Source organism: Paenibacillus sp. YAF4_2 (assembly GCF_052113225.1).
GTDB lineage: Bacteria > Bacillota > Bacilli > Paenibacillales > Paenibacillaceae > Pristimantibacillus.
Map to the genome: position 1 here is coordinate 485,258 of NZ_JBFRCT010000003.1, position 26,682 is coordinate 511,939.

Annotated in this window: 26 protein-coding genes; 12 read left to right on the forward strand and 14 right to left on the reverse strand. The window is 48.1% G+C overall.

Going from position 1 to position 26,682, the window contains the following annotated elements:
* Window positions 1-4 precede the first annotated feature (4 nt).
* A complete protein-coding gene (locus tag AB4Y93_RS09615; RefSeq protein ID WP_441891269.1) occupies window positions 5-766 on the forward strand; it encodes an ABC transporter ATP-binding protein in 762 nt (253 codons plus the stop codon).
* Complete coding sequence (locus AB4Y93_RS09620; protein ID WP_441891271.1) at window positions 767-1,540, forward strand: ABC transporter permease; 774 nt, start codon at window positions 767-769, stop codon at window positions 1,538-1,540.
* Between the two features lie 3 nt (window positions 1,541-1,543).
* On the opposite strand, the gene AB4Y93_RS09625 is transcribed toward AB4Y93_RS09620, so the two are convergent.
* The 3 genes from AB4Y93_RS09625 to AB4Y93_RS09635 are packed head-to-tail and all read right to left on the reverse strand — an operon-like array spanning window position 1,544 to window position 4,082.
* Entirely contained in the window at window positions 1,544-2,920 is a 1,377-nt protein-coding gene (locus tag AB4Y93_RS09625; protein WP_441891273.1) for an aminotransferase class V-fold PLP-dependent enzyme, read from the reverse strand.
* A 7-nt stretch (window positions 2,921-2,927) separates the two neighbouring features.
* Window positions 2,928-3,437, reverse strand: a complete 510-nt coding sequence (locus tag AB4Y93_RS09630; protein ID WP_441891275.1) for a rhodanese-like domain-containing protein — start codon at window positions 3,435-3,437, stop codon at window positions 2,928-2,930.
* A gap of 12 nt (window positions 3,438-3,449) precedes the next feature.
* Window positions 3,450-4,082 carry a DUF2306 domain-containing protein gene (locus AB4Y93_RS09635; protein ID WP_441891277.1) on the reverse strand — a complete coding sequence of 211 codons (633 nt, stop codon included), beginning with the start codon at window positions 4,080-4,082 and terminating at the stop codon, window positions 3,450-3,452.
* A 184-nt stretch (window positions 4,083-4,266) separates the two neighbouring features.
* On the opposite strand from AB4Y93_RS09635, the gene AB4Y93_RS09640 reads away from it, so the two are divergent.
* Window positions 4,267-4,953 carry a response regulator transcription factor gene (locus tag AB4Y93_RS09640; RefSeq protein ID WP_441891279.1) on the forward strand — a complete coding sequence of 229 codons (687 nt, stop codon included), beginning with the start codon at window positions 4,267-4,269 and terminating at the stop codon, window positions 4,951-4,953.
* Between the two features lies 1 nt (window position 4,954).
* Window positions 4,955-6,040, forward strand: coding sequence for a sensor histidine kinase (locus AB4Y93_RS09645; protein ID WP_441891281.1), 1,086 nt, complete (start codon window positions 4,955-4,957; stop codon window positions 6,038-6,040).
* A gap of 65 nt (window positions 6,041-6,105) precedes the next feature.
* On the opposite strand, the gene AB4Y93_RS09650 is transcribed toward AB4Y93_RS09645, so the two are convergent.
* Entirely contained in the window at window positions 6,106-6,666 is a 561-nt protein-coding gene (locus tag AB4Y93_RS09650) for a GbsR/MarR family transcriptional regulator (RefSeq protein WP_441891283.1), read from the reverse strand.
* 234 nt (window positions 6,667-6,900) lie between these two features.
* Here AB4Y93_RS09650 and AB4Y93_RS09655 point away from each other — a divergent pair, with 234 nt between their 5' ends.
* From AB4Y93_RS09655 to AB4Y93_RS09670, 4 genes are all read left to right on the forward strand, one after another.
* On the forward strand, window positions 6,901-8,100 hold the full coding sequence (locus AB4Y93_RS09655; protein ID WP_441891285.1) for a quaternary amine ABC transporter ATP-binding protein: 1,200 nt from the start codon (window positions 6,901-6,903) through the stop codon (window positions 8,098-8,100).
* Window positions 8,097-8,930, forward strand: coding sequence for an ABC transporter permease (locus AB4Y93_RS09660; RefSeq protein WP_441891287.1), 834 nt, complete (start codon window positions 8,097-8,099; stop codon window positions 8,928-8,930). The genes AB4Y93_RS09655 and AB4Y93_RS09660 overlap by 4 nt, the downstream gene beginning before the upstream one ends.
* Before the next feature lie 12 nt (window positions 8,931-8,942).
* On the forward strand, window positions 8,943-9,818 hold the full coding sequence (locus tag AB4Y93_RS09665) for a glycine betaine ABC transporter substrate-binding protein (RefSeq protein WP_441891289.1): 876 nt from the start codon (window positions 8,943-8,945) through the stop codon (window positions 9,816-9,818).
* A gap of 95 nt (window positions 9,819-9,913) precedes the next feature.
* The gene (locus tag AB4Y93_RS09670; RefSeq protein WP_441891291.1) at window positions 9,914-10,582 is read left to right on the forward strand and encodes an HAD family hydrolase; all 669 of its coding nucleotides are present in this window, start codon (window positions 9,914-9,916) and stop codon (window positions 10,580-10,582) included.
* A 42-nt stretch (window positions 10,583-10,624) separates the two neighbouring features.
* On the opposite strand, the gene AB4Y93_RS09675 is transcribed toward AB4Y93_RS09670, so the two are convergent.
* Genes AB4Y93_RS09675 through AB4Y93_RS09695 form a run of 5 tightly spaced genes read right to left on the reverse strand, consistent with a single transcriptional unit; the run spans window position 10,625 to window position 16,261 of the window.
* Window positions 10,625-11,101: a GNAT family N-acetyltransferase gene (locus tag AB4Y93_RS09675; RefSeq protein ID WP_441891293.1), complete on the reverse strand. Its 477-nt coding sequence runs from the start codon at window positions 11,099-11,101 to the stop codon at window positions 10,625-10,627.
* A complete protein-coding gene (locus AB4Y93_RS09680) occupies window positions 11,101-12,264 on the reverse strand; it encodes a YheC/YheD family endospore coat-associated protein (protein WP_441891295.1) in 1,164 nt (387 codons plus the stop codon). The genes AB4Y93_RS09675 and AB4Y93_RS09680 overlap by 1 nt, the downstream gene beginning before the upstream one ends.
* Window positions 12,264-13,640 (reverse strand): YheC/YheD family endospore coat-associated protein, encoded by a 1,377-nt coding sequence (locus tag AB4Y93_RS09685; protein ID WP_441891297.1) that lies wholly within the window; start codon window positions 13,638-13,640, stop codon window positions 12,264-12,266. The genes AB4Y93_RS09680 and AB4Y93_RS09685 overlap by 1 nt, the downstream gene beginning before the upstream one ends.
* Window positions 13,637-14,872 carry a YheC/YheD family endospore coat-associated protein gene (locus AB4Y93_RS09690; protein WP_441891299.1) on the reverse strand — a complete coding sequence of 412 codons (1,236 nt, stop codon included), beginning with the start codon at window positions 14,870-14,872 and terminating at the stop codon, window positions 13,637-13,639. Before AB4Y93_RS09690 ends, AB4Y93_RS09685 begins: the two co-directional genes overlap by 4 nt.
* Window positions 14,873-14,884: 12 nt before the next feature.
* A complete protein-coding gene (locus AB4Y93_RS09695) occupies window positions 14,885-16,261 on the reverse strand; it encodes a YheC/YheD family endospore coat-associated protein (RefSeq protein WP_441891301.1) in 1,377 nt (458 codons plus the stop codon).
* Window positions 16,262-16,485: 224 nt separating this feature from the next.
* Here AB4Y93_RS09695 and AB4Y93_RS09700 point away from each other — a divergent pair, with 224 nt between their 5' ends.
* Complete coding sequence (locus tag AB4Y93_RS09700; protein WP_441891303.1) at window positions 16,486-16,782, forward strand: hypothetical protein; 297 nt, start codon at window positions 16,486-16,488, stop codon at window positions 16,780-16,782.
* A 34-nt stretch (window positions 16,783-16,816) separates the two neighbouring features.
* Here AB4Y93_RS09700 and AB4Y93_RS09705 read toward each other — a convergent pair whose 3' ends face one another.
* A complete protein-coding gene (locus tag AB4Y93_RS09705; protein WP_441891305.1) occupies window positions 16,817-17,164 on the reverse strand; it encodes a helix-turn-helix domain-containing protein in 348 nt (115 codons plus the stop codon).
* A 183-nt stretch (window positions 17,165-17,347) separates the two neighbouring features.
* Between AB4Y93_RS09705 and AB4Y93_RS09710 the strand changes: the two genes are divergently transcribed.
* A complete protein-coding gene (locus AB4Y93_RS09710) occupies window positions 17,348-17,842 on the forward strand; it encodes a hypothetical protein (protein ID WP_441891307.1) in 495 nt (164 codons plus the stop codon).
* 26 nt (window positions 17,843-17,868) lie between these two features.
* A complete protein-coding gene (locus tag AB4Y93_RS09715; protein ID WP_441891621.1) occupies window positions 17,869-19,191 on the forward strand; it encodes a DRTGG domain-containing protein in 1,323 nt (440 codons plus the stop codon).
* 701 nt (window positions 19,192-19,892) lie between these two features.
* Here AB4Y93_RS09715 and rsgA read toward each other — a convergent pair.
* From rsgA to AB4Y93_RS09735, 4 genes are all read right to left on the reverse strand, one after another.
* Window positions 19,893-20,996, reverse strand: a complete 1,104-nt coding sequence (gene rsgA / locus AB4Y93_RS09720) for a ribosome small subunit-dependent GTPase A (RefSeq protein ID WP_441891309.1) — start codon at window positions 20,994-20,996, stop codon at window positions 19,893-19,895.
* Between the two features lie 538 nt (window positions 20,997-21,534).
* Window positions 21,535-21,831, reverse strand: coding sequence for a YtpI family protein (locus AB4Y93_RS09725; protein WP_167280233.1), 297 nt, complete (start codon window positions 21,829-21,831; stop codon window positions 21,535-21,537).
* Window positions 21,832-21,933: 102 nt separating this feature from the next.
* The gene (locus AB4Y93_RS09730) at window positions 21,934-22,449 is read right to left on the reverse strand and encodes a hypothetical protein (RefSeq protein ID WP_441891311.1); all 516 of its coding nucleotides are present in this window, start codon (window positions 22,447-22,449) and stop codon (window positions 21,934-21,936) included.
* 3 nt (window positions 22,450-22,452) lie between these two features.
* Window positions 22,453-22,779, reverse strand: coding sequence for a YtrH family sporulation protein (locus AB4Y93_RS09735; protein WP_441891313.1), 327 nt, complete (start codon window positions 22,777-22,779; stop codon window positions 22,453-22,455).
* Window positions 22,780-22,900: 121 nt separating this feature from the next.
* On the opposite strand from AB4Y93_RS09735, the gene AB4Y93_RS09740 reads away from it, so the two are divergent.
* Window positions 22,901-26,557, forward strand: coding sequence for a DNA polymerase III subunit alpha (locus tag AB4Y93_RS09740; protein WP_441891315.1), 3,657 nt, complete (start codon window positions 22,901-22,903; stop codon window positions 26,555-26,557).
* The last annotated feature ends 125 nt before the right edge of the window (window positions 26,558-26,682 follow it).

Here is a 26,682-nt window from a genome sequence, read left to right on the forward strand (position 1 = left end):
TCCGATGCAAACCAAGTCCATTCAAGTAAAAGGTCTGCAAAAATCCTACAAGCAGCTCCAAGTTTTGAAGGGTGTAGATTTCGAGGTGGAAAAGGGCAGTATTTTCGCACTCCTCGGCTCTAATGGGGCAGGAAAGACAACGGTTGTCAGAATCCTCACTACGCTGCTCCAACCGGATGGCGGAACCGCCGCCGTTAACGGATTTGATGTCGCGTCCAAACCTGATCAAGTACGGCAGACGATCAGTCTCACCGGACAATTTGCCGCTGTGGATGAAATTTTGACTGGCCGCGAAAACTTGATCATGATTGCCAAGCTGAGATACCTCAAAAACCCGCGTCAGGTTGCGGACGACATGTTACAACGCTTCGGCCTGACTGAAGCTGCAGACCGCAGAGTATCTACTTACTCCGGTGGGATGCGTCGTAGACTCGACATTGCTTTGAGCATCGTTGGAAAACCACAGATTATTTTTCTAGATGAGCCAACCACCGGGCTTGATCCCGAGGCTCGGATCGAGGTATGGAAGATCGTCAAGGAGCTGGCGGACGGTGGTACGACAGTACTTCTTACTACACAGTATTTGGAGGAAGCTGAGCAGCTTGCTGACCGGATTGCCATTTTGCACGAAGGCAGAATTATCGCGAGCGGCACACTCCAGGAGCTTAAGAAGATGTTCCCGACCACAAAGGTAGAGTATGTGGAGAAACAACCGTCGTTAGAGGAGATCTTCCTCGCAATCGTCGGTAAAAAGGAGGCCATATAAATGGAAACAGAAATAGTAAAAAAGCATTTCTTTATTGATATTAGCGTCATGCTTGGACGTTCCATGCGTCACATTATGCGGAGTATGGATACCATCATCACGGTTACCATCACGCCAATCGCGATGATGCTGCTGTTTGTGTATGTATTAGGTGGTGCCATTGAAACCGGGACGGACAGCTATGTGAATTACCTGCTGCCCGGCATACTCCTCATGGCTATTGCCAGTGGAATATCCTACACGGCTTTCCGTTTATTTACGGATGTACAAAAGGGGATCTTTGAGCGTTTTCAAACGATGCCGATTTCACGTTCCGCTTTGCTTTGGGGGCATGTTCTGACTTCACTAGTATCTAACGCCATATCTGTTCTTGTCATTATCCTCGTAGCGCTCCTCATGGGTTTTCGGTCGTCCGCTGGAGTACTACCATGGCTTGCCGTAGCTGGTATACTTGCTCTGTTTACACTTTCCTTAACATGGGTCGCAGCAATAGCTGGGCTATCCGCAAAAACGGTCGATGGCGCGAGCGCCTTTTCCTACCCTCTAATCTTCCTGCCATTCATCAGTTCCGCATTTGTGCCAACCGATTCAATGCCTACCGCCGTTCGCGTCTTTGCTGAAAACCAACCAGTAACCTCTATCGTAGAAACCATCCGAGCATTACTGTCGAGTCAGCCGGTGGGTAACGACATCTGGATCGCACTTGCGTGGTGCGTCGGCATTATGCTCGTGGCTTATCTGTTTGCAATGAAGGCTTATAAAAAGAGAGTATAACCTCTATCTCCCGCAAATTCCTTTTGGTACATCTTCATACTTCTTCGTATAGTATTCCTTCTTGCGAGTGATCTGTTGTAACGCTTCTATTAATTGATCAACTTCAGCAAACGTATTGTAGAAGCTTAAACTAATTCGAACTAAGCCTGGGGAAGGAATACTAGCATCCTGTCTGATTTCATCTATCCTCTCATCACTCAACAGTAAGAGCTTCTGAACATAGGAATAAGCGCAGAAAAAGCCAGCTCTAACGGAAATGCCATACTCACTCGCTAAAATCTGGGCAATATCCTGGTGATGCAGCCCATCCATTGTAAAAGACAACACACTCACTTGCGGCAGATTGTCGTTCAACGCACGAAATAAGCGTAAACCGTCAATTGTCCGCAGTTTTTCAAGTGTATAATTCATAATCTGCTTCTCATATTCAATAATGGTTTCCATATTAGACTGCTGCAAGGTTCGAATCGCTGCATGTAAGGCTACAATTCCCATCACATTAGGCGTTCCACCTTCGAACCTTTCAGGTGCCTCATTCCATTGCACCAAGGACCTCAAAGCCATCCGAGCCGTTCCTCCTCCTTTAAGCAGCGGCTCTGCATCCTGGAAATCCTCCTTCCCACCAATTAAAACGGCTGTTCCAAATGGGGCATACAATTTATGTCCTGTAAAGGATAGGAAATCAATATTCTCTTCCGGGTTAAGCCGCGTCATTTTGATCGATTCATGTGGGATTAGCTGAGCAGCATCGATATGTATTTTTACTCCATACTGATGGGCCAGCTCAGCCGCCTCATAAATAGGGTTAATGCAGCCTGTTACATTTGATGCCCCTGTTATCGTGACTAATGCAACCTGCCCCTGTAAGGTTAGAAGCTTTGCTCTTAAATCCTCTAAGCTAATCTGGCCCTCCTTATTAACTGCGATGTAGACAACCTCAAAGTTACTCCTCCAAGGCAAGTCATTCGAAATATGTTCCATTTCTGATGCTAGAATATAGCGTTTAGCAGTGGTTTGATGCAGAATATGGGAGAGCAGATTCATCGACTCCGTACTATTTTTCGTGAAAATAACGGTGTGTTTGGCTTCCTTGCCATCTACAAAATGCAATACATTCAGGCGTGTTTGTTCAATAATTTCGGTCGAGCGCACGGACTTGTAGCCTTTGCCCCTGCCAACAGATGAATACCATGGTGCAAACTGCTCGATCGCCTTCAGAACACTCTTAAATGGCGGTGTAGTAGCCGCATTGTCAAAATGAATAGCCTTAATAAAACGCCCGTCCTCTAAAGGAATCTTTTCATCCACTCCAGCGATTAAATCTCTCAGCTTATTTTGCTGTTTGGATCGTGTACGGTTTGCTAGGAAATGTCTCATCATGCACCCCTTACTTAAAACCATAGGATCGAATAATTTTCGTAATCATGCTGTAGTTCGTCACACCAAAGAGAATCACTCCTAGTGCAATAAACGATGAATAGCTAATTCCCCACCAAGGACTTAAGAATGATAGGGGCAATGTCAACAGCAGTATGATCCCTAACACGAAATTATAGATCCTCTCCGCACTCCATGTACTGCCGATCATTTCCGCTTCTATTTCTCCTTGCCACTGTGCCATTCCGCCTTTGAAGTTAAACACCTTATCATGTGACTGAGCTAATCGCTCTGATGCCTTTCGACTTGCCATGCCGACATAACAAATAATCACTACCTCTTCATCAGCCGAAACCTTCGGCGGCATTGACCAGGATGGATAAGGAATATTGATCGCTCCTTTTATATGACCCCGTTCAAAGCTTTTAGGTGTTCGAACATCGATGATCTTTACGTTCCCTCTTTTATTTATCTTTGCTTGTAATTCATGGAAGGTTAAATCTGTATACGCAGTACCCATATTACATCCTCCTTAAATAGGTTTTCTCTCAAATCTAAAAATCACTTCCGGAGCAAGGAGGAGCAGTACAATCGCCCCGTAAAGTCCAATCATATAGCTGGTTACGTAGGATATGCCGATCATTCCGTGCAATAAGAAGGTGAGCAGATGAATCAGCATATTCGTAAAGCAAAAGACGTAGCTTCGAATCATCCACCGGCGATGTTGGAGCACCCGTTTCTTCCGGATATGGATAATTGCTGTTGTCGTTATGGCCAGCCAGACGAGATTAAGCAGATTAAAGCCCATACTGCTTATTTTTCCTCCCGTGGCATAGGGAGCCATGTATCCGGATGTCAGTACGACTAGCAGCACGGTCGATACATAAACGTAGCCGTTCAAGCGATGCAGCCGGCGGAGCTTCTCATACCTGCGGGTCCAGAAGTTGAGGAGACCCGATGCCATTGCGACGCAGGCGAACGCGATATGAATGTATAGGACTATTATCCAGCTTTGAGTTTTAAGCTCATGTGCTAGATCGGTCTTGTGACTAAGAAAGGCCTCAGCCCTCGGATCAACCATGTAATTGTTGACCACCGCATAAAGGATATAAATGACGCAAACGTACGAAACCAGCTTATAAAAGGATAGATGCTTACCCCTCATGTACTCATAACCTCCTTGTATCAATCTACTATCCGAAGGGTAACAGGAGAGTCTCTCGAATCAGGCGCACAAATGATCACAAAAGTATAAACAAACCGTCACAATATGCGAAGTGTTCGTTTTTTCGGGGATGAAGGTGATACACTTTGATCATGGGTACACTTGGAATGAAGGCGGGATCAACATGAATGAGCAATCGATAATCTTGGTCGTGGACGATGACCAGAGCATCGTTGAATTATTGAAGGACTTTTTGGAGAATGATCGCTTCCAGGTCGTTACGGCTAATGATGCGAATGAAGCATGGGACATGTTTCAGCAGAATACGATTCACTGCATCATCTTGGACATCATGATGCCCGGGCAAAACGGATTTGATCTCTGCCGACGTATACGAGCGGAAAGCAGCGTTCCTATTCTGTTCTTGAGCGCTCGCAGTGAAGATGTGGACAAGATTCGTGGTCTCACTCTTGGGGGAGATGACTATATCGTCAAAACCGCTTCGCCAGGCGAGATTGTTGCCAGGGTCAAGGCTGTTCTACGGCGCACGGGAACTCCACCATCCAGCATAAGCCAGGTGCTTGATTACGGTCGTATTAAGCTCGATTTGGTTACGAGAGAATTAGTCGTGGATCAAACGAATGTTTCCCTGACGCCAAAGGAATATGAGCTGCTTAGATTGTTTATGGAGCACCCGAAACAGGTATTTACCTATGATCAGCTGCTGGAGAAATTCTGGGATGGTGTCGGAGATAAACATACGATCCGCGTCCATTTGAGTCGGCTTCGTGAGAAGATCGAGCTGGATCCCGAACAGTCGCAGCATCTTATTAATATATGGGGCATCGGTTATCGCTTCGAGGGGGTATAACATGCAAAAACTTCGCCTTCGCACGCATTCCTTGCTCAGCTTAGGGCTGCTCCTGCTGCTGCCTTGGATTTTCTTCATCGTTGTATTTTTCATGACCACTCATTCGCTTCACATTAAAGAGGACAGGCCGGATTCCTATGCCCTTCTCATGGCTAGTGCCATTGCGGGGCTGCTGCTTGCTTTTGTTATTGTTGGCTTGCGAATGCGGAGGCTTCTTCTTAAACCCCTGGAGGGGCTAGGTCATGCAGCTCGGAAAATCGCAGAAAGCGATTGGGACGTTGAGCTTCCCCAATCAAGCATACGAGAAATTGCCGAGGTTCGAGAAGGGTTCGACATCATGGTGAATGGGCTTCAACACTCGCAATTGAAGCAAGCGAAGCTGGAGGAGGAGCGACGTTTCATTATCGCCGCCGTAGCCCATGACTTGCGGACACCGTTATTTGCTTTACGCGGGTATTTGGACGGATTGGAGCAAGGGATAGCGCAAACACCGGATCAAATCTCGAAATATGTGGCCGTGTGCAAGCAGAAGTCTGCACAGTTGGACCGGTTGGTTGAGGATCTCTTCACCTTTACGAAGATGGAGTATCAGGAGGCTGAGTTAAGTGAGAGTACGGCCGACTTTGGCGTCATTATTCAAAAATCGATAGACAGCTTAAAGCCTCAGGCAGAGTCCAAGCAAATCTCGCTTCTCGTCCATTCCACACCGGATGACTATACGATTCGAGCGGATCCGCATTTGTTAGAGCGTGCGATTAGCAATTTGCTCGACAATGCCGTTCGGCATACCCCTGAGCACGGTCATATTGTGATTCAATACTGGAGGGAAAAAGACCGATTGTCCTTCACCATTCACGATTCCGGACATGGCTTTACGTTAGAAGAGCAGGAGCAGGTGTTTGAACCTCTCTACCGGGGGGAGAAATCAAGAAATCGCACGACCGGAGGCGCCGGACTCGGGCTAACCATATCAAGGCGAATCATCAGGCAGCATGGAGGGGAGTTAGTAGCGGGCAACCATCAGGCGGGAGGCGCCCTTCTCTCGGGCTGGATTCTTGCTGCTGAGAGAAACGACCCTATTATTTAGATTGAATATGAAGAACACCCCTAATACTGCATCGGATGCAGTATTAGGGGTGTTTTGTTATAACCTTATTCTTCCTTTGGTATAAAATCAAATATTTTTCCTGACTCAAAGGCATCGATCAAACGATGCAGCCAGTGATAATAGTTAAGTGCATCATTAATTTTCTGCTCGTCGGTTGTTGTAATCTCCTGCAGGCTGCTGTTATCAGGATCGGATGCCTGAAGCATACGAATCTCCTTTAATGACTTCTCGAGCGAAGTCATATTACTCTCCACAGCTTTCCGCCATTTAATAGAAAAGAAATCAGTAAAGTTCTGATACCAGTCCGGAACAACCTCGTAAAAGTCCTTCCTCGACCCTTTACCCCAAACCTTTTCGATCATTTTCAAATCCATTAACGTCCGCATGCCCGTGCTCATGGATGTTTTGCTCATCCCCATCGTTTGGCTCATTTGGTCCAAAGTGATGGGTTCATTCTGAAAATACATAGAGCCGTAAAGATGACCAATTGATAATGTTATGCCGTATAGATCCATGTTTTTTCCTATCGAGTCAATCACACGCTGTCGCGATGCGTGCAGCGCGCGCGATTGCTCGGGCGTTAAGCCGCCTAAATTCTCGTCCATAATTGCCTCCTGGGTCACCTTGCTACACTTCATAGACATTGTAAGCTTATCTGAAATTAAAAGTAAAGGGCTCATTTCCATATGCATTTAGGAGGAAAAAGGAGGGATCCGGAGTATTCCTATCGTAAAGTTTAAACTGTACGTACATTACGTACGGATATTAGTGTTGACTAATTAAGGTAAAAAGGCCTAAACTGTCGTCAGTACGAAGAATATTCTTTTAGGAGGGAAGAAATGTCCATCATCGAAGCCAAACAACTGACAAAAATATTCGGTAACCATCCGGAACAAGCGACGCAGTTCCTCAAGCAAGGATGGACGAAAGAAAGGATTTTTAAAGAAACGAGAATGACTGTAGGGGTAAACCAGGCTAGTTTCAGTATTGAAGCAGGACAAATATTCGTCATCATGGGTTTATCCGGCAGCGGCAAGTCCACCTTAATCCGCCTGTTGAATCGTTTGATTGAGCCTACATCTGGTCAGCTCTTATTTGAGGGACGGGATATCGTGCAAATGAGTTCCTCAGAACTCAGACAACTCCGACGTAAAAAGATGGGGATGGTGTTTCAAAAGTTTGCTCTGTTTCCTCACCGGACGGTACTACAAAATGTTGAATATGGTCTGGAAATTCAAGGAGTGGAGAAACAAGCCCGCAGGCAAATGGCTGAGCAGTCCTTACAACTGGTTGGCCTCGGAGGATGGGAAAACAGCTATCCTGATCAATTGAGCGGAGGCATGCAGCAACGTGTAGGTCTGGCTAGGGGCCTAGCTAATGATCCGGATATTCTTCTTATGGACGAAGCGTTTAGTGCGCTTGATCCACTTATCCGAAAGGATATGCAGGATGAGCTCTTGCAGCTGCAATCCAATATGAAGAAGACGATCATCTTCATCACACATGATCTGGACGAAGCGCTGCGCATCGGGGACAAGATTGCATTAATGAAAGATGGCGTTATTGTACAGATTGGCACTCCTGATGAAATATTGATAAATCCGGCTAACCCGTACGTTGAGAAATTTATAGAGGATGTTGATCTTTCCAAGGTGCTGACCGCAGCTCATGTTATGCGGAAGCCCGGAACGATTATGCTCGAGCGTGGTCCTCGTGTAGCTCTTCAAATCATGAAGGATCAAGGCGTATCGAGCTTGTATGTGACCGATAAGGGGAAGAAGCTTCTAGGTGTAATAACCGCTGAGCTTGCCTCTGCTGCCTTAAAAGAAGGCTTACCGTTGGAGGATATTCTGATTAAGGATTTACCGGTTATTTCTCCTGCAACTCCTTTAAATGAATTATTTGAGCCAATGGCGGCCTCTAAAATTCCACTGGCCGTAACCGATGACACGAATAGGCTGCTAGGTATCGTTATTCGTGGAGCTGTCTTTGCCGCACTTGCCGGAAATACCATACCTGAGGCAGGGGGTGTAAGGTGAATATTCCGAAGCTTCCACTTGGTAACTGGATTGAATCGTTAGAAAGCTGGTTAGAAAATCATTTCTCCCCGTTGTTTGATTTCATACGCCTAATTATAGGCTCCATCGTTGATTTTCTACATAATGTTCTTCTCTTCAGTCCTTCAATCATTATGATTCTGATTATAACGGCTATAGCCTGGTATCTTGGAAAATGGAAGGTTGCTGCCTTTGCGTTTATAGGGCTTTTGCTTATAGAGAATCTAGGCTATTGGGAACATGCCATGGAAACCTTAGCTATTGTTCTTGCAGCGTCCCTGTTATCCATCATCATTGGCGTACCAACCGGCATTTTGTGTGCAAGAAGTTCTTTATTACAGGGAATCATTACTCCTTTGCTTGATTTGATGCAGACCATGCCCGCATTTGTTTACTTATTACCAGCGGTTTCTTTCTTCTCACTTGGTGTTGTACCAGGAGTTATTGCATCTATCATATTTGCGGTGCCGCCTACTATTCGTCTGACGAATTTAGGGATCAGGCAGGTTCCTCCGGAACTAGTTGAAGCTGCCGATGCCTTTGGGTCAACGCCAAATCAGAAGCTGTTCAAGCTGCAGCTTCCTATGGCGCTGCCTACGATGATGGCGGGTATTAACCAAACCATCATGTTGTCGTTGTCTATGGTTGTTATTTCCTCGATGATTGGTGCTCAAGGACTTGGCGCGGATGTCTATCGGGCTGTTACTCAGACCAAGACGGGCATCGGCTTTGAGGCTGGTATTTCCATAGTCGTGTTGGCTATTTTATTAGACCGGATGTCTAACCATATCGTGAAAAAAAATAAACGCTAGAGGTGAAACATTATGAATAAAAAATGGGGATTTACATTATCAGCTGTTGTATTAGCAGCAGCACTTGCAGGCTGCTCGAATTCGAAAGCAAATGACTCGAAAGAGATTAAGCTCGCATACGTCGCTTGGGATTCAGAAATTGCAAGCACGAATGTCGTGAAATATGTGTTGGAATCGAAATTGGACTATTCCGTCGATCTTCTGCAAGTTGATGCAGGTCCAATGTGGGCAGGAATGGCGGACGGCAGTGCGGATGCCATGGTAGCTGCCTGGCTTCCAACAACGCATGCATCCTATTTGGATAAATACGGCAGCAGCGTTGAGGATCTTGGTCCTAATCTGGAAGGAACAAAGACGGGTCTTGTTGTTCCCTCCTATATGAAGGAAAGCTCGATCGAAGATCTGAATAACGAAGCTACAGGTAAATTGGTGGATTATGAGATTATCGGCATTGAGCCTGGAGCGGGTATTATGCAGTCAACCGACAAGGTGCTGAAGGATTATGGATTGGAAAGCAAGTGGAAGCTGATTGAAAGCTCTTCAGCTGCCATGGCGCAGGAGCTGCAGAAAGCCTATGAGGCGAAGAAGCCCATCATTGTGACAGGCTGGACGCCGCATTGGATGTTCGCCAAGATGGATTTGAAGTATTTGGACGATCCAAAAGGTGTTTATGGCGGAGCTGAAAGTATTCATACGATAGCTCGTAAAGATCTGAAGTCCGATAAGGCCGATGCCTACAAGCTGCTTGATCAATTTACATGGACACCTGAAGATATGGCTCAAGTTATGGTTGCCATTAATGAGGGCCAATCGCCGGAAGAAGCGGCGAAAGCCTGGGCAGACAGCCATCAGGAGCAGGTTGAGAAGTGGCTGGATGGAATCGAATAATTGATGAGAATTCGAGTGGAAGAGCTGCCCTCTGAGGTTGCGGCATATCCCCCCTATCCAGTATGATAATGGCAGACTTTAAAGGGGGAAATGCCATGACGACAACATTCGAACGGCCAGAAGCCGTAATCTTTGATATGGACGGAACCTTATTTGAAACGGCTACCTTGCTGGAGACGGTACATGAGCGCTTATTCCGTACCTTACGTGAGGAAGGGCTTTATGATCAGACACCTCCGCTGGATGATCTGCTAGGCTGTCTCGGCATGCTGCTGGAGGATATCTGGCGCAAGCTAATGCCTGGCAGTTCGGAAGAAGCACGCCTGCGAGCAGATGAGCTTATGGTGCAATACGAGCTTGAAGAGCTGGAAGCGGGTAGAGGAGTACTGTACCCACAAACAGCTGAAACGCTGCATCGCTTGAAGGAACAGGGGATGAAGCTGTTTGTGGCAAGTAACGGGCTGGAAGTTTACGTGAAAGAGGTCGCTCGTTACAAAGGAATAGCTCATCTATTCGACGGCTTGTACAGCGCGGGAGAATTCCAGACTGCGAGCAAGGTTGATCTTGTTGCAAAGCTGCTCGCCGATCATCAGATTAAGACAGCCTGGATGGTAGGCGACCGCTCTTCGGACGTAGAAGCAGCTAAAGGCAATAATCTTATCGCTATTGGCTGTGCTTACGCCGGCTATGGACGCGACTCCGAGCTTGCCGGAGCAGATGTATGTATTCAGGAAATGCCGGAGCTTCTCACCCTGCTCAAATAAAAAAAAGGCGTCACAGGTAATTCGTCCTGTGACGCCTTTTTCCTATAACGGCTGCTCAGCAAGCCTCACAGCCTCTTCCTTCGACCATTCGAACCGCAGTGTAGGCTTGCCGGTTGGGCCGGTCGAGATCGCGACGGCCTTCATGCCGAGGCGGAAAAAGAGAGTTAGGCTCGGCACGTTGTCGAGCGCGACCTGGCAGGTCAGCTTCCCAAGCTGCTGCATCATCGCATTCATGACGGCGAATCCGATCCCGATGCCACGGGCTTCGGGATGAGTGACGATGATACAGCTTTGTTCTCCGGCTTCTGCTGCAAAACCAAGTCCAACAATCCGGCTGCCGAGCCTAGCGACGGCAATTACAGCGCCATCGCTCCCCTTAGCCAGCAGATCCGGCGACAGTCGCCGAAGGGAATGGATAGCTGCAACTGTCAGCCGCTTCTCCCCGAATCGGACAGCAAACTCAATCAGTCTCTTTCTTTCTAAGACCCATTGCTCGGGGGTAAGCAGCTGCAGTTCCATTATCTCATCGCCTCCTGCTTCATTCTCTCGTTCCTCATTCTTGCAAGATAAGTGCTGTATTGAAAAATTCGATCGAGCGATTTCTGCCGGATATGCGGCTCATCAAATTTCATTGGCTTGGAATTAGCTTCGAAGAACCAGATTTGGCCGGCACTGTCTATACCAAGATCCATAGACATTTCGCCAAGCATAAAGCCGGATCCTTTTTCAATTTGTCTTGCAATCATGATCGACGTTTTTTTTGCCTTAATAAGAATTCTACGCGCTTGATCGGCATTAAAGGAGCTTTTCAGCAGCTTCTCAGGGTCTTCTATTGATCCACCCCTGGGAACATGGGTCGTAATACTCGAGGAACCCGCAACGCGTGCACCTATACCGGTTAAATCCCATTTGCCCCGTTCATTCTTCTGCACGAGCGCCCGGAGATCAAATCTCCTCTCGTTAAAGGAAGCAAGCTGGATGCCCTGCTGGGCGATATAAGGCTCCCCGGCGCTTTCCTTCTTGATCCGGTTCCACAGCTTCAGAATATCCGTGCAGCCGAAGGTGGAGCTCTTCTTGTTCTCCTGTACTTTGAGCAGATAAGGAAGCGGTTTGTCGGGCTGCAATTTGACGGTCATAATGCCTTTACCGGCTTTGCCGCTTTCTGGCTTCAGATAGAGGAAAGGATGCTTCTGCAGCATTCTCTCCAATCTCACCGCTGTTACCAGCTTACGCGTAGTTGGAATAAACGGCTTGGTGGATTTGTTCCCGCGCAGCCATTCGAATAAATACCACTTGTTGAAAAAGGAAGGGTTAAACAACTTAATCCGCGGGTCCCGCATACAAGCGGCGATTTTGTTCCTGACGGCAGGAAGCATCTCGTCTTCGCGCAGCGGGATGCGGTTATAAATAATATCCGGGAAAGGCAGCAAACGCTGCTGCCACGAATCCGAATTCTCATTGTAGACAAAGCCACGTAGATTGTTACGCCCTAATACTAGGTTTTTTACCGTGAGCACATAGACTAGAAACCCTTTTTCTTGCCCGGTTCGAATAATATCTGCGAAGTTATGGCGGTTGCCCCGGAATAACTGTTCATCATTTTCAATTGTCAGTATCGCAAGAACCGGGCGCCCCGCCGGCCGTTCATACACCTCTTCTTTCTTAGCGGATCGAGTCTCCATTAGCTGTTCCCTCCTTGAAACTTGCTGAGGTACAAGCAATGATCAATGATGCAATCGACGGAAGCTTTGCCTTCCGCTTCAAGGGAAGGATGCTTGAAGATCGAGCGTCCAGGCTTCGCGTTTGCTTCGAACATCCATATTTCGTTATCTTTATCAATGCCAATATCAAGGCCAAGCTCGCCAAGCCGATGCGGATAGTTCCGCTCAATGGCTTCGGCCATCTTGATGGACACTTTTTTTGCTTTCTCCAGCACCTCTTTGCCTTGTGCGCCGAATACGCGATTAAGCGCCTGCTCCGGTGTCATCAGGGCACCGCCGTTTTTAACATGGGTTGTAACGCTGCCTTTACCAGCTTTTTTTGCACCGATTCCAGCAGGTACCCACTCGTTATTTCCATTTTTATGCATATGGAAACGGAAGTCGAGTGGACAGCCGTCTATCTCCACAAGCCGGATGCCTTGCTGCACGACATAATTGCTTAATGTTGCTCCATGTCGGGATTGAAGCATGCGGTATAGGCTGTTGAAGGTAGAGAAACGAAGCAGTACATTACGTGAGCCTTTCCGATAGCGCGCAAAGTAGCCGCGTTTAGGATGGTAGGTCAGCCGGTAAATACCTACTCCAAGGCTGCCTGCCGTTGGTTTGAAATAGAGAAAATGATGCTTTTCGAGCAGCTGCTTCATCTTCTCACTGGTTGGACCGGATACGGATTCCGGCAGATGGTGCAGCGCCTCCGGATCATTATCCAGTAATTTATATACATCGGATTTATTAAAGAAGCCCCAGTTGAAGAAAGGAATCTTCTTGCGAAGCAGTCTTTCTCGTAATGAACCGATGTAGTTTGACGTTTCTGCTTTGCGGCTTGGGAGCCGGTTGTAGATGACATCAGGGAGAGGAACGGTTTTACGGTACCAGCCGCCATGTGAATTCAGAAAATACCCGTTTACTGTTTCTTGCTGCCAATTAATATCTTGGGGAGTAAAGCCAAATAGAAAAGCCTTCCGGTCCCCTGAACGGACGATCTGCTTGATGAAGTTTGTTCTCATGCCAAAAGGCAGGTTCTCGGAATGGGCATACCCGGAATCACTTAGGACGCCGATGAGCGGACCAATTTGTACCTCATTGTCGCCGGACGTGTGAACGAAGATGCTGCCGGTTTTGGGAACCCGGATGTATTGTCTGACTCCGGCGGACAGATAGAGATGATTGCCTTGCCGCCGGACGGGCCTTACGGCTGTTGTAATCACTTCTTTGCCAAGCTTGAGGTGGACGGTTTTTTTGCCGGCCAGCTTCAGCTCCTTCAGAAGCGTATTGGATAAGTAAATGACTTTATCCGATTGTTGAGAGAAATGGACGTTACAAGTTGTCAAGCTCATGGGTGAACCTCCTGAACGTTGTCAGACCGAATCCTCTTGTCTGATGGATAGACAAGGATTGGGGCTGTTGCGGAGTCATTTATTACAAAAGGCTTATCAGACCTCTGCGTGAGCATCCGTGCATAACGCAGAGGCATCTCTACCGACAGCTGATCCGCCAGATGATCGCGAAACTGCTGGAAGGATGATCTTCCTGGCTTGGCGTTTACCTCAAGCAGCCAGTTTCGGCCATCAGGCTCAATTCCGAAATCAAGGCCAAGCTCGGCTAATCGGCCGAAGCTGTTCTCAAGCCTCTCTGCTGTGTATATGCTGATGTCTTGTATTTTGTTAATCATTCGCTGGGCTTTGGCAGATCCAAACAGATGTGAGAGCTGCTTGGATGTTTCTGATGCTGTTCCACCACCGTGAAGATTTGAAGTCACGGAATCAGGAAGACCGATGCGGACAGCTGTGCCCGTAATGCCCCAGCGTCCATGGCCATCCTTCTGTACGAGTACTCTTAAGTCAAATGGATTGCCGCTTTGGTCAATCAGATGCAAATAAGGCTGAGCTATATAAGACGCATGCCCAATGAATGTGGTGATCCATTGCGTAAGCGCAGAGTAATCTTCGAAATAACGGTGGAATGGGAGGTTTTTTCTCGTTCGGCCAGTCGCTTCCCATTGCTGTGATAAGGGAAGGAATCTAATTCGCATCGCACCTCTCCCTTGCATGCCGGCTGATGGTTTCAGGAAGATATCTTTGCCATGGTGTGTGATCAGCCTTGCGAGGCTGCCCTTTTGATCCACCTTAGTCGTCTGTGGGAGAAGAGGCAGCAATTTGGGGAATTGGCGAAGTGCGTTATACACTTCCCATTTGGCTGGAAGGCTGCCGCTTAATGATCGAATGGGATGTTGTTCCCGTATAGCAGCGAGTACCGCTTGGCAGGCAGCTCTCTCCGCAGCCTGCTTATAGAAGCAGCGGTCATAGAGGATATCCGGCAGCAGACATTGCTCCTCGGCCCAGCTTCCGCTGCGGAAGCGGAAGCCGGTTAACTGCTTGGTGTGCTTGTTGTATTGATTAGGTGAAAATACGAACAAGTCAATGCCAAGCCTCTCCGCCGCTTCGCTCAGCTTCTGATAGAACAATGGTTCGGGCAGCTTGATCCGGCCAGTTTCTTCGGTCTTTTTGTCAGCCGGGACTGTTTCGATCGAAGCAACGAACACTCCCACTCTTATAAGCGCAGCCTTCATAAGGCCCTCCGACTAGAATCCCGATAAGAACCGGGAGTATTGGATAACATTTCGAACCGACGGCCGGATCTTGTTGTCGTTTTCCTGATTAAGCGGCGTATTATCACTCTTTGAGGGCTTGGAGTTGACCTCCAGCAGCCATACACGCCCATTCGTATCCAGCGCCAAATCAATGCCAAGCTCGCCAAAATGTGCAGGAATCTGCTTATCAATGCCTTCGGCAATAGTCAGGGCAGCGGTTCGCAGACGTTTGGCGGCTCCTTCTTTGCCTGCGAATATATTAGAGCGTGCAACGGCTTCACTAACCGTGCTGAGAGTTCCGCCTCGAGCGAGATTGGAGACAAAGTGCTGGCTGCTGGCAGTACGTGCCACGACTGAAGTGAGTGTCCATTTGCCCGTTGCGTTCTTCTGGACAACCGCGCGAAAGTCGACAGGGCGTTTCTGAATTTCAATCAGGGTGAGCCCTTGCTGGATTTGATAGCGGATCGTCTTCATCTTGGTAGAGATATTCGAGAACAGCTTCACGAGGTTAGGGTATACCTGCCGTCTTGTTCCCGTGCCGGTCGTAAACAGAGCTTGATAGGTATCACCTTCGTGCTTAGAGACACGAATGATGCCTTTGCCGAGGCTGCCTTTGGAAGGCTTTAGAAATACATTGCTGTAACGGGCGCACATGGATTTAAGAGTGGTGTAATTACGCAGGAAATGAGATTCCGGCAAATAGCGTGTAACGGCCTGATCTTTCTTCAGCGCGTCGAATACTTCCATCTTGTCTAGGAACTTTTCGTTGAACACACTTGCATGATGTGTATTCTTCATCTCTTTAAAAAACGACTGTACACTTGCCTTGCTCTCCAGCTTTCTGGAGGTTAACCGGTTGTTGATAACATCCGGCATCGGCAGCTTCGTCTTTTTCCAACCGTTTGCGAAGGTCCAGCCCTCGATTTGTTTGTCGCTGCTTCCAGCGATATGGTTCGGAGTGAAGAAGTAAACATGTGCTCCCTGTGAGGCGCTACCATCGACTAGTTCCTTGCAAAACATGGTGATGGTACCAAATGGTTTGTCAGGTGTGCTTGGATAATCGCGGCTGATAAGCACGCCGATCAGCGGCCCAAGCCGAAGGGTCGTGGAAGACGCTTCGTATTGCAAACGAAGGGCGGTATTGGTGAGAATGCCCAGCTGTCTGCCAAGAGATTGGTTCATACGCATACCATCGTACTTTGGTACCGGGATAATTTTAACCGTCTTCCGGAATGTCCCGAAACGGAGTGTGATCGACATGCTGTGCGAAATATGCCACTGTTTCAAGTAGACCTCACCAAGCATAATCGTATCTTCCGGAAGCATGCCGGAGCTTATTAGCTGAACGGCTACTTTCGATTTGAGCATTGTGTAAATCTCCTTCCAAGCAGGAGGATGACGAAAAGCGGATAAAAGGCCCATAGGTGTTTTACACGAATTACTTCATCATATGAGGACATCTATCCCTTGGTGATTGAAATGCCGGGTCATATCTGTAAGGTTGTCATCATAGGATAGTGATGCGGACAAGCAAATGACTTGCGGTTCTCGTCCGTTTAGCGATTGCTGATAGAGCGGGAGTTGAGATGAAGATGAAGGTGAAGGGTAAAGCTAAGCATGTTATTTATTTGCTGGCGGCTTTAGGAATGCTGTTCTACGGGGTAACGAAGGTGGAGCTTAATGGTCCATGGAATGCGGCGACAATTTTCGGAGTGGTGTGGACATTGTTTGCACTGCTCGTTATAGCAGCCCACTTAAACGCATTATTGTGGATGAATGAAGAGAAGAAGAAGGAGCTTGACCGCATCAAGCGGGTGAAGAGAAGAACCTGGGAGCACAGGCTGCATCAGGCTGTGAACAGAGGTTCAAACCGAAATGCAAGAGGTTAGTGCAGCCTGTGCCCCGTGAGGGGCTTTTTTTTGTTTAGGGTTGTATATCTTTGAATTGAACAAGCTGCTTTACAAATTTATAGACGGCTTCTTGTTCTTTCACTGACAAGCCCTGAAGCTGATTGGCAATCTTATCGGCATAGCTGCTGCTTTGTTCCTCACGAGCTGTCCCAGGCAAATGGACCAGCTCTTCAAGCGGACACTTAAGCGCTTGAGCGATTTTTCCCAGGATATCAATCGTAGGACTTTTCTCGCCGCGTTCCACTTGACCCATATATGAGCCGTTAATCTCGGCCCGAAGAGCCAATTGCTCTTGGCTAAAACCTTTTTGCTTGCGTATAGCACGTATATTATCACCGATATTTCGGCTGATTTCGTTCACATTCGTCACCTCAGCCTTAAGATAGAGGTTTCCAATTCCAGCAACAACGTCTTATAGTCATTATTAAAAATAGTGCTTATAGTCATTGACTAAAAGTTATGCTTTTTATTATAATTGTGTAAAAAGGTTCTACCTATTAATATGATTTCCTAAATAGGAACTTTTTAACAAGGAGCAACGCTTATGGTTGATGAGTTTGAGTTTTTTAGGAACGTACAAGCTTACTATCAGCATATGCGGTTTCAGGTGCAGTTTTCGTACCGCATTTTACATAAGACTACTAAATCAGCGAAAGCATGCGGCAGTTTTAGCTGCAGAGTGAATCCCCGTACGCAGCATGTGGAATATCAGATGAGCTTAACCTCGGAAACGATCGCAAGGCCATTCAGTGAGAAAGGCTCTTTGTTGTTTTCAAGTCAATATGCAGAGATTCCTCCGCAGGCCGTTGTGATCGATCAGTACCCGATTTTGAAGCTGCGGTATCCTGTGCCTATCAATTATGACTGGTATGCTTTTATATTTAAAGGAACACAAGAAGCATTTACCGTGCAGTCCCTCCAACAAGTATTCGACAAATATCGTTTTACCGGTGCAGACGGCCAAGAGGTGGATGCGGGACTAAAGGTCGCGAGCGTGTCCATCGACTGGTATAATGGTATGAGACGAACGAAGGCTTAAAGAGGAGTGTGGCAACCGTTTCTGGCATGGACACTAGTACTACGAAACGCGAACTAATTTTGCAATATATAGAGACGCTGAACATCGGTGAGAAAATCTCCGTACGGGCAATTGCCAAAGCGCTTGGTGTCAGCGAAGGAACAGCTTATAAGGCGATTAAGGAAGCTGAGGCTTCGGGTCTTGTCAGCACCAAAGAAAGAATCGGTACGGTTCGGATTGACCGGAGAAGACGTGAAGCACTTGATCAGCTGACCTTCGGAGAAGTGGCAGAGATTGTGGAGGGACATTTGTTCGGAGGAGCTTCGGGCCTCGACAAGTCGCTTCATAAATTAGTCATTGGCGCTATGGAGATTGATGCCATGCTCCGCTATATCGATGAAGGCAGCCTGCTCATTGTAGGTAACCGGGCTGGGGCACATCGCTGTGCATTAGAACAGGGAGCGGGCGTTCTCATAACTGGCGGATTCGAGCCAAGTGAAGAAGTGAAGGCACTTGCGAACGAGATTGGGCTGCCTATTATTTCTTCCCGGCATGATACGTTTACCGTAGCCTCGATGATTAACCGGGCGATGTACGACCGGCTGATTAAGCGTAAAATCATGCTGATTGAAGACCTGATGACTTTCAGCAGGCCTGCTGATGTGCTGCGAACCGGCAATACGCTGCTCGACTTTCTTAAGCTGTGCCGCGAGACGGGAAGCTGGCGCTTCCCGGTTATTGATGACCGGGGCAGAGTTGTTGGCATGATTACATCGAAGGATACTGGCGGCGCGCCTGATGATTGTACAATTGATAAACTGATGACGAAGCATCCCATCACCGCTGCACCTAACATTGCAGTTACATCAGCAGCGCATACGATGGCGGCAGAAGGCATTGATTTGCTGCCAATCGTTGACCGCCACCGGAAGCTGCTAGGTGTTGTTACACGCCAGCAGCTGCTTGAAGCGCTGCGATTTGCTGGTAAACAGCAGGAGATTGGCGAGACGTTTGACGATCTGATCTGGGCTGGTTTTGATGCGGATGAGGCAGAAGGAACACCGATCTACAAAGGTGCGATAACGCCTCAAATGTCCGGCTCACTAGGAATGGTATCGGAAGGGATTCTAGTGACGCTGATGACGCAAGCCGGCAGACGAATGATTCGTGACGCTGGCAAGCGGGATTATTTGATTGACGGGATGACGGCGCTTTTCATCAAGCCAGTTCAAATCGACAGCCAGATTAAGATCGTGCCGCGCGCTCTCGAAATGAGCCGCAAATCGACCAAGCTTGAGATTGAGCTGATTGATCAGACGGGGCTGGCTGCGAAGGTTATGATGACGGCGCAGATGATTGACTCTTATTAGGGAGGGCATGGGGGTTGCAGAAATGTATCTCCTTCGGCTGCTGTTGCTTACACTTTGCTTGAATAGTATTCAAGGGTTGCAAAGTGTAAGCAAAGGCAGGCGCTTCGCTCCTTCAGGAGATACATTTCTTTCACCCCCACTACCCATTAACCCAATAAGCAATCAATCATTTTATATAGGGATACTTTAAGGGCTGCCATTTGTTTGGCAGCCCTTTTTATGGATGGAGGTAATTGATTTGAGGCTTACAATGAAGCAAACCTTGTCAGGGATTGCGCTTAGTTTATTGATCCCGTACCTTGTTTTTTTGTTTGTTGGATTTATGAATTCTAAGCCGAGTGAGGACTTTGGAGATTTTCAATATCATGATAGTTCGTTTGTTGTTGTTCATTTCACTTGGCAGGCATATCTTACAGGAACTGTAATCACCTTTTTGCTGTACATGTTGGCAGTAAGAATATTAAGGAGAAAGTAGGTTTGTACAACTGGGAGGGGTTATGATGACATTTAATTTATGTGAAGGTTCTTGATGAAATTCGGAGGCAAGAGAAAGGCTTTGCCAGCAAAGATCTGCTGACTATTTAACCATTAAAAGAGCATGGGCTCCCCCAAGAGTGGAATCCTCTAGGAGAGCATGGTTCAGAAAGATATATTGAGGTACAGGTATGGGTAGACGTCCCGCTAGGCGGATAGGCTGGAATTTAATCGTAATCCCAAGCGTCCGTTTTTGTTTTGTGATCGTTTTTGCGGGGTGAAGAGCCGGCTGCTTTTTTTGCTTTTTTCGCGAGGCTGTTTTCTTTACGGGCGATATGTGACAGCTCTTTGGCTGTCTTTTTATAGTTCTGAAGCCGCTTTGCTTCGAGTGTTCCGTCTTCGATTGCTTGCAGCACAGCGCAGCCGGGATCAGATTCGTGACGGCAATCTCGATAACGGCATCCGGCAGACAGCTCTTCAATATCGGAAAAAGTCTGCTCTAGTCCGTCATGAGAATCCCATAGCTGAAGCTCGCGCATACCTGGCGTATCCATGACAAGTGCACCACTTGGCAGCAGGAACAGTTCCCGGTGCGTCGTGGTATGACGGCCGCGCGCATCATTCTCGCGGATGCCTTGTGTCTCCATGATGTTGTCTCCTGCGAGCCAGTTCAGCAAAGTTGACTTACCAACGCCGGACGAGCCTGTAACAGCAATTGTTTTGCCCGCTTGCAAATAGGGCAGAAGCTGTTCTTTCCCTTGGTTTTGTATAGCACTTATCAAGTGGATGGGTACGCCAGGTGCGGCGCTTTCCATTAGAGCTGCGAAAGCCTCGGGCTCCTCGCATAAGTCGGCTTTCGTCAGCAAGATAACCGGAGCAGCACCACTTTCCCATGCCGCGATTAAGTAGCGCTCCATTTTACGAACATTAAAATCCTGGTTAAGGGCGTTTGTAATGAATAAATAATCCATATTGGCACCGATAACCTGGTCGTCTACCGCACCTCCGGCCACTTTGCGGATCATCACGCTTTGGCGAGGCAGGAGAGAGTGAATGACGGAACGGGTTTCTCCCGCCAGCTTCTCCGCCATGACCCAATCGCCGACGGCGGGAAAATCGCTTTTCAGAACAGCATTAAATTCATATTTGCCTGTGACGGTAGCAGTATGTTCACCTTCCGGTGTCATGATCTGATAAGAGTGGGAATGCTGGGCGATAACACGCGCTGGAGAAAGCGAACGTGAGCTAGCTGGCAGTTGCGCCAGTTTATTTTCCCATTCGGGATTCCAGCCATAGGCCAAGTGTTGTTGCTTTATTTCGATATTTTTCAAATTTAAATGCTCCTCTTTTTACGTTTTGGTTGATGTTGGATAACAAAAAAACCGCAGGGTATCCCTGCGGTGGGTACAAAAAAAGCCGCAAGGACCTCTCGGTCCAGCGGCGCGTCTCTAAGAGTTAGAAAGCGGTCCGTATAGGCCGAGAATAATGAACTTTAAGGGACGTTGTTGCAATCGATAGGTTTTTCATTTTACATCAGCCTCCTGTAGTAAGATGTGCTAATTATAGGTAGCAGATGATACGGGTGTCCATGGAACATTTAATTAAAAAAGAAAATTCCGCGTTATATAAAAAAGCCGACCGGCGAAATGCACCGGTCGGCTCTTTAAACTGCCCAAAAGGACAGGCAGCAGCAAGGTTTATGTGAAAATGAGAGAACGGAGTAAACGAATGTTACTGGAGAAGCGGAGCGTTCGCCTTTGATTTAGGATTCCTGCCTTGTCCAAGTTAAATCAGAGGAATCCTTAATCAACAGCGATCGGAAGAAACATTCGTTCACGCAGTGCCAGCATCCATTTTCACAACGAGTCCTTACTGCTGCATCGTCCGAAAAATACTATGGTTACGCAATCCCGCAAACAGATTAAAAAATCCGATGACAAGGAAGATCGACCCGATCACGATACGTGCGGTGGATGTGCCGGAGAGGAACAGCTGAACGCCAGCGATAAACATAAGCATAAAGCCCATGCTGATATTCATCCGGGATGCGTTCAGACCACGAATGCGTGTATCTGTTGAACGGCGTGATTTAAAGCTGAAAAACACAGTAAGCGCCAAAGTGAAAATGATGCATGGCGCAAACACCCATTGCATGAGTGAATCCATGGTAAACCGACAGCTCCTTTTGTTAAATAAGTAAGTAAAAGTTTACGATTTGACTTTGGCTATTGTAGCATGAAACCGCCCAGAACCGGAAATAAATGCGAATTAAGAAGGTGGACGCTCATACAACCTAACTTTTACCCAGACCTGCAGTATATTATCTACGAGGAGCATCGTTGTAATTTCGACGGTGTAATCTTTTTCGAGGACATTGGTATAGATTTTTCGGCTTAGCAGCTTTCTGGCAAGCTCAGCATCGGAGTCGATTTCATAGATGCTCTGCCCAAGGAAGACCGACAGATCTGCTTTAATCCGCTTTATTAATTGTGCCTCAGTTACTTTATCGAGCTTTGGTTTATCTGTTTTTTGTCCGGCTTCCTCTTCGATATGAGGCAATACGCTTTTGATGACCGTATGCTGGTTTTTAAAGTCAGTTAAGCTTTTTATATCGGACTCGTATTGCTCCAGCTTAACTTCAAGATCGCTCTTCAGATTGACAAGTGCCTCAAACTGAGTATGGTAGATGGAATTATAGACGATAGCGCCTAGCAGCATACCAAGTAATAGCACCCCGAACATTTGCAACCATTTCATGTACCTTTCGAACGGTGGCACGCGCATGCATCAGGCAGCTCCTTTGCATACCAATTTGACCAATTCAGTCCCCATGTGGGCACCAAGAAAGGCAATCGCAATATAGCCGATTTGAAGAACGGCAGGCGATAGCTGGCCTTTTGCGATATTGCTCTCTATAACCCGCATCGGATCAATAGAGCCGCCTACTGCGGCCACAATTGCCCATATTTTCAAATTCTCTGCTGTACTCAGCATCATGGAAGTGGGCGGAAGAAGGAGAAAGACCGAACCGATTCCAGCCAGCATCGATCCGCCAACGACAACGCCAAAGGCAATAAAGAAATCGAGCCCGGCTTTCATGAGAATAATATTCATTAGGTACACCTGCCTTCTGCATATAATCCAGCCTGTCCGGCTGCCCTACTACCATTCTATGGGCGGTGTATGGCCTATTATGATAAAATAGAAGGAACAAGAACCGGAAAGGGAGATGTGGATGAACAGCGTGGAATCCAACTTCGTGCATTTGCACGTACATAGCGAATACAGTCTGCTCGACGGCGCTGCCCGAATCCGCGACTTAGTAGCTAGAGCGGCTGGTCTTGGGATGAAGGCGCTCGCCCTTACGGATCATGGAGTCATGTACGGAGCTATTCCTTTTTATAGAGCATGTCTGGCGCAAGGCATTAAGCCGATTATCGGTTGTGAGATGTATTTTACAGCGGGATCCCGTTTTGAGAAGGGAACACGCAAAGAGAACCCAATCTATCATTTGATTCTTCTGGTCAAAAATGAGACAGGTTACCGCAACCTGATGAAATTATGCTCCATTGGCCATTTGGAGGGCTTTCACTATAAGCCGCGTATTGATCTTGAGGTATTGGAAGCTCATTCAGAAGGGCTAGTCTGTTTAAGCTCCTGCCTGAATGGGGAAATCTCTCAGCATCTTCTTCATGACCGCCGGGAGGAAGCACTTGCTGCAGCATTACGGTATAAGCATATTTTTGGCGATGACTTCTATCTGGAGCTGCAAGATCATGGCATGCTGGATCAGAAAAAAGTAGCAGCCGCGATGATTGAGCTGTCCAGAGAGACTGGTATCAAGCTGACAGCTACGAATGATGTTCATTATCTAACCGCTGATGATGCCGCGGTGCAGGATGTTCTTCTTTGTATCGGCACGGGCAAGACGGTGGACGATACGGACCGGATGCGGATGCAGACAGATCAACTGTTCATGAAGAGCGAGGATGAGATGGCGCTCCTGTTCCGTCATGTGCCGGAAGCGATTCAGAATACAGCTGAAATTGCGGACAAATGCTCGCTTGAGCTTACGTTTGGCCGTGCGGCGCTGCCGGTGTTCCGGCCGGTACCTGATGGGATGACTTCGGCTGTTTATTTGGCAGAGCTATGCCGGGATGGGCTTGCTGCCCGTTACGCGGGATTACCGCAATGGGCAGAGGACCCGGCTTACCGTGAGCGTGCCGAAGCAAGGCTTAACTATGAGCTGTCTGTGATCGAAAATATGGGGTTTAGCGATTACTTCCTGATCGTATGGGACTTTGTGCGCTTCGCGCATGAGCAAGGCATACGTACCGGCCCGGGAAGGGGCTCTTCGGCGGGCAGTCTTGTAGCTTATGTGCTTCGCATCACGGATGTTGATCCTTTGAAATACAAGCTGCTCTTCGAGAGGTTCCTGAATCCGGAGCGGATTACAATGCCGGATATCGATATCGACTTTAATGATGAACGGCGCGATGAGGTTATTGCTTATGTCTCGGCCAAATATGGCGATGAGCATGTCGCGCAAATCATTACGTTTGGTACGATGGCAGCCAAAGCAGCCGTCCGCGACGTAGGCCGTGCCATGAATGTACCGTTCGCTGAAGTTGATCGTGCGGCCAAGCTGATTCCGAATCAGCTTGGCATTACGCTCGAGGATGCGCTTCGAATCAGCGATGGTCTTCGTGAAGCATGTGAGCACCAGCCGAAGACAGATGCAATGGTCCAAATGGCGCTGAAGGTTGAGGGCATGCCGCGTCATGCCTCCACCCATGCGGCAGGTGTTGTCATTTCCGGCGGGCCGCTGACCGACTATGTTCCGCTGCAGGCTGGAAGTGAACGAACGGCCCTTACCCAATACTCCATGGAGCATCTTGAAGCGATCGGGCTGCTGAAAATGGATTTTCTAGGTTTAAGGACACTATCGATCTTGGAGAGGTCGCTCGCCTGGATAAAGGGGCAATATGGCAAGGAGATTGATTTCCGCAAAGTGTTAGATAATGATCCGGCAACTTATGCGATGCTGGGCCGTGGTGAGACGATGGGGATTTTTCAATTGGAGTCATCAGGCGTTAGACGTGTCCTGCGTGAGATGAAGCCATCGGAGTTTGAAGATATCGTATCGGTACTCGCTTTGTACCGTCCGGGTCCAATGGAGTTTATCCCGAAATATATCCAGGGTAAGCATGGACTTGCCCCTGTTGAATATCCGCATCCTTCACTTGAGCCGATTCTGGCAGATACATATGGGATTATCGTCTACCAGGAGCAGATCATGCAGATCGCTTCCGCGATGGCAGGCTTCTCTCTGGGTGAAGCGGATTTGCTTCGTCGTGCCGTATCGAAGAAAAAGCGGGAAGTGCTTGATGAGCAACGTGAGCATTTCGTGAAGGGCAGCTTAGGTGAAGGGTATACGAGCGAAGAAGCGAATCTTGTATATGATATGATCGTCCGTTTCGCAGACTATGGCTTCCCTCGTGCTCATGCTGCGGCATATGGTGTACTCGCCTTCCAGACCGCCTGGCTGAAGGCTAATTATCCAGTGCCTTTTATGGCATCCATGCTCGCCTCTGTAACGGGCAACCAGCGAAAGACGGCAGAATACGTAGATGAGTGCAAGCGGATGGGAATTGAGGTTCTGCCGCCTGATGTGAACGAAAGTGGTGTAACTTTTACGCCGGTTGAAGGTGCAGTCCGTTTCGGCCTTGCGGCGGTTAAGAACGTGGGTACACAGGCGATTGAAGCGCTGGAGAAGGAACGCCGGGAGCGTCCGTTCGAAAGCTTGCTTGATCTATGCCGACGTGTTGATCTGCGTGTGGTGAACAAGCGGGTACTAGAATCCCTTATACAAGCTGGTGCGCTTGAAACGCTTCCCGGCCACCGAGCTCAGCAGCTTGCTGCATTAGAAGAGACAGTGGAAGCTGCGCTCAAATGGCGGAAAGAACGCGAGGAGCTGCAAATTGAGCTGTTTGGGTTTGACGAGGTGCAGAACTGGGATGTCGAGCTGCCAGATATCCGTCCTTATTCAACGGGCGAACAGCTGGAGCTGGAGCGGGAACTGCTGGGTCTTTATTTGTCCGGTCATCCGCTTGATGCCGTACAGGAAGAGCTTGAGCAGCTTGGGCTGGACCGTTTCGTCGAGCTTGCTGAAGCCGCAGATGGTGCACCTGCTGTAATTGGTGCAAGAATTGTATCTCTAAAGCCGTTTACGAATAAAAAAGGAAATGCGATGGGCTTTCTAGAACTGGAAGATAGAGTCGTGCGAGCAGAGGCTGTCGTATTCCCGGCAGTATGGAAGCGTTGCGGCGATAAGCTGGAGAAAGGTGGTCTTGCTATTGTGCAAGCTACCATCCAGCAGCAGGATGAAGATTTTAAGCTGATTGTCGAGGACGTTCTGCCGATCCAGGAAGGCTCAGCTTCCAATGCTCAGCTTGCCGAGCATGTTAGCCGGATGAGGAAACAGGCGAGTAATCGTGCTGCCAGATCGGCAGGATCCAGTTATCAGCAGCAGTCCTCAGCGCAAAAGCCTGCCGCTAAGCAAGACGTCCAGACGATGACTACCTCACGGCAGACGCAGCCACAGTCGCCGGCAAGGCCAGTCGAACAGGCTGACCGCCAAAACGCAGTCAGCCCTGAACGCAAGCGCCAGCGTATCTATATCAAAATTACCGCTTCAAATGAACATCCAGATGTACTCGAGAAGCTAAAGGAGCTGCTTGCTGCCCATCACGGACAGCTTGATACGGTGCTTTTCTATGAACGGGAACAGCGCTCGATTGCCCTTAGCGAGACGTACCGTACGAAGCCTTCACCACAGCTATTCAGCGCGATTGAGCAGCTGCTAGGGCAAGGAGCTGTAATTGTCAGATAATTTATGCACAACCTTAAGATCTCCCGCATACATTTAGTGATACAAGTGGGATTGAGCGGCATTGCTGCCGCTGTTTTTTCCCAGCTTACGTTGCATGAAGACGTACAAGCATATGCGGGAGGGAT

Excerpts from the sequence above, each read along its gene's own strand:
- AB4Y93_RS09615 (WP_441891269.1), top strand. The coding sequence starts at position 5 with ATGCAAACCAAGTCCATTCAAGTAAAAGGTCTGCAAAAATCCTACAAG.
- AB4Y93_RS09620 (WP_441891271.1), top strand. The coding sequence starts at position 767 with ATGGAAACAGAAATAGTAAAAAAGCATTTCTTTATTGATATTAGCGTC.
- AB4Y93_RS09625 (WP_441891273.1), bottom strand. The coding sequence starts at position 2,920 with ATGATGAGACATTTCCTAGCAAACCGTACACGATCCAAACAGCAAAAT.
- AB4Y93_RS09630 (WP_441891275.1), bottom strand. The coding sequence starts at position 3,437 with ATGGGTACTGCGTATACAGATTTAACCTTCCATGAATTACAAGCAAAG.
- AB4Y93_RS09635 (WP_441891277.1), bottom strand. The coding sequence starts at position 4,082 with ATGAGGGGTAAGCATCTATCCTTTTATAAGCTGGTTTCGTACGTTTGC.
- AB4Y93_RS09640 (WP_441891279.1), top strand. The coding sequence starts at position 4,267 with ATGAATGAGCAATCGATAATCTTGGTCGTGGACGATGACCAGAGCATC.
- AB4Y93_RS09645 (WP_441891281.1), top strand. The coding sequence starts at position 4,955 with ATGCAAAAACTTCGCCTTCGCACGCATTCCTTGCTCAGCTTAGGGCTG.
- AB4Y93_RS09650 (WP_441891283.1), bottom strand. The coding sequence starts at position 6,666 with ATGGACGAGAATTTAGGCGGCTTAACGCCCGAGCAATCGCGCGCGCTG.
- AB4Y93_RS09655 (WP_441891285.1), top strand. The coding sequence starts at position 6,901 with ATGTCCATCATCGAAGCCAAACAACTGACAAAAATATTCGGTAACCAT.
- AB4Y93_RS09665 (WP_441891289.1), top strand. The coding sequence starts at position 8,943 with ATGAATAAAAAATGGGGATTTACATTATCAGCTGTTGTATTAGCAGCA.
- AB4Y93_RS09670 (WP_441891291.1), top strand. The coding sequence starts at position 9,914 with ATGACGACAACATTCGAACGGCCAGAAGCCGTAATCTTTGATATGGAC.
- AB4Y93_RS09675 (WP_441891293.1), bottom strand. The coding sequence starts at position 11,101 with ATGGAACTGCAGCTGCTTACCCCCGAGCAATGGGTCTTAGAAAGAAAG.
- AB4Y93_RS09680 (WP_441891295.1), bottom strand. The coding sequence starts at position 12,264 with ATGGAGACTCGATCCGCTAAGAAAGAAGAGGTGTATGAACGGCCGGCG.
- AB4Y93_RS09685 (WP_441891297.1), bottom strand. The coding sequence starts at position 13,640 with ATGAGCTTGACAACTTGTAACGTCCATTTCTCTCAACAATCGGATAAA.
- AB4Y93_RS09690 (WP_441891299.1), bottom strand. The coding sequence starts at position 14,872 with ATGAAGGCTGCGCTTATAAGAGTGGGAGTGTTCGTTGCTTCGATCGAA.
- AB4Y93_RS09695 (WP_441891301.1), bottom strand. The coding sequence starts at position 16,261 with ATGCTCAAATCGAAAGTAGCCGTTCAGCTAATAAGCTCCGGCATGCTT.
- AB4Y93_RS09700 (WP_441891303.1), top strand. The coding sequence starts at position 16,486 with ATGAAGGTGAAGGGTAAAGCTAAGCATGTTATTTATTTGCTGGCGGCT.
- AB4Y93_RS09710 (WP_441891307.1), top strand. The coding sequence starts at position 17,348 with ATGGTTGATGAGTTTGAGTTTTTTAGGAACGTACAAGCTTACTATCAG.
- AB4Y93_RS09715 (WP_441891621.1), top strand. The coding sequence starts at position 17,869 with ATGGACACTAGTACTACGAAACGCGAACTAATTTTGCAATATATAGAG.
- AB4Y93_RS09725 (WP_167280233.1), bottom strand. The coding sequence starts at position 21,831 with ATGGATTCACTCATGCAATGGGTGTTTGCGCCATGCATCATTTTCACT.
- AB4Y93_RS09730 (WP_441891311.1), bottom strand. The coding sequence starts at position 22,449 with ATGCGCGTGCCACCGTTCGAAAGGTACATGAAATGGTTGCAAATGTTC.
- AB4Y93_RS09735 (WP_441891313.1), bottom strand. The coding sequence starts at position 22,779 with ATGAATATTATTCTCATGAAAGCCGGGCTCGATTTCTTTATTGCCTTT.
- AB4Y93_RS09740 (WP_441891315.1), top strand. The coding sequence starts at position 22,901 with ATGAACAGCGTGGAATCCAACTTCGTGCATTTGCACGTACATAGCGAA.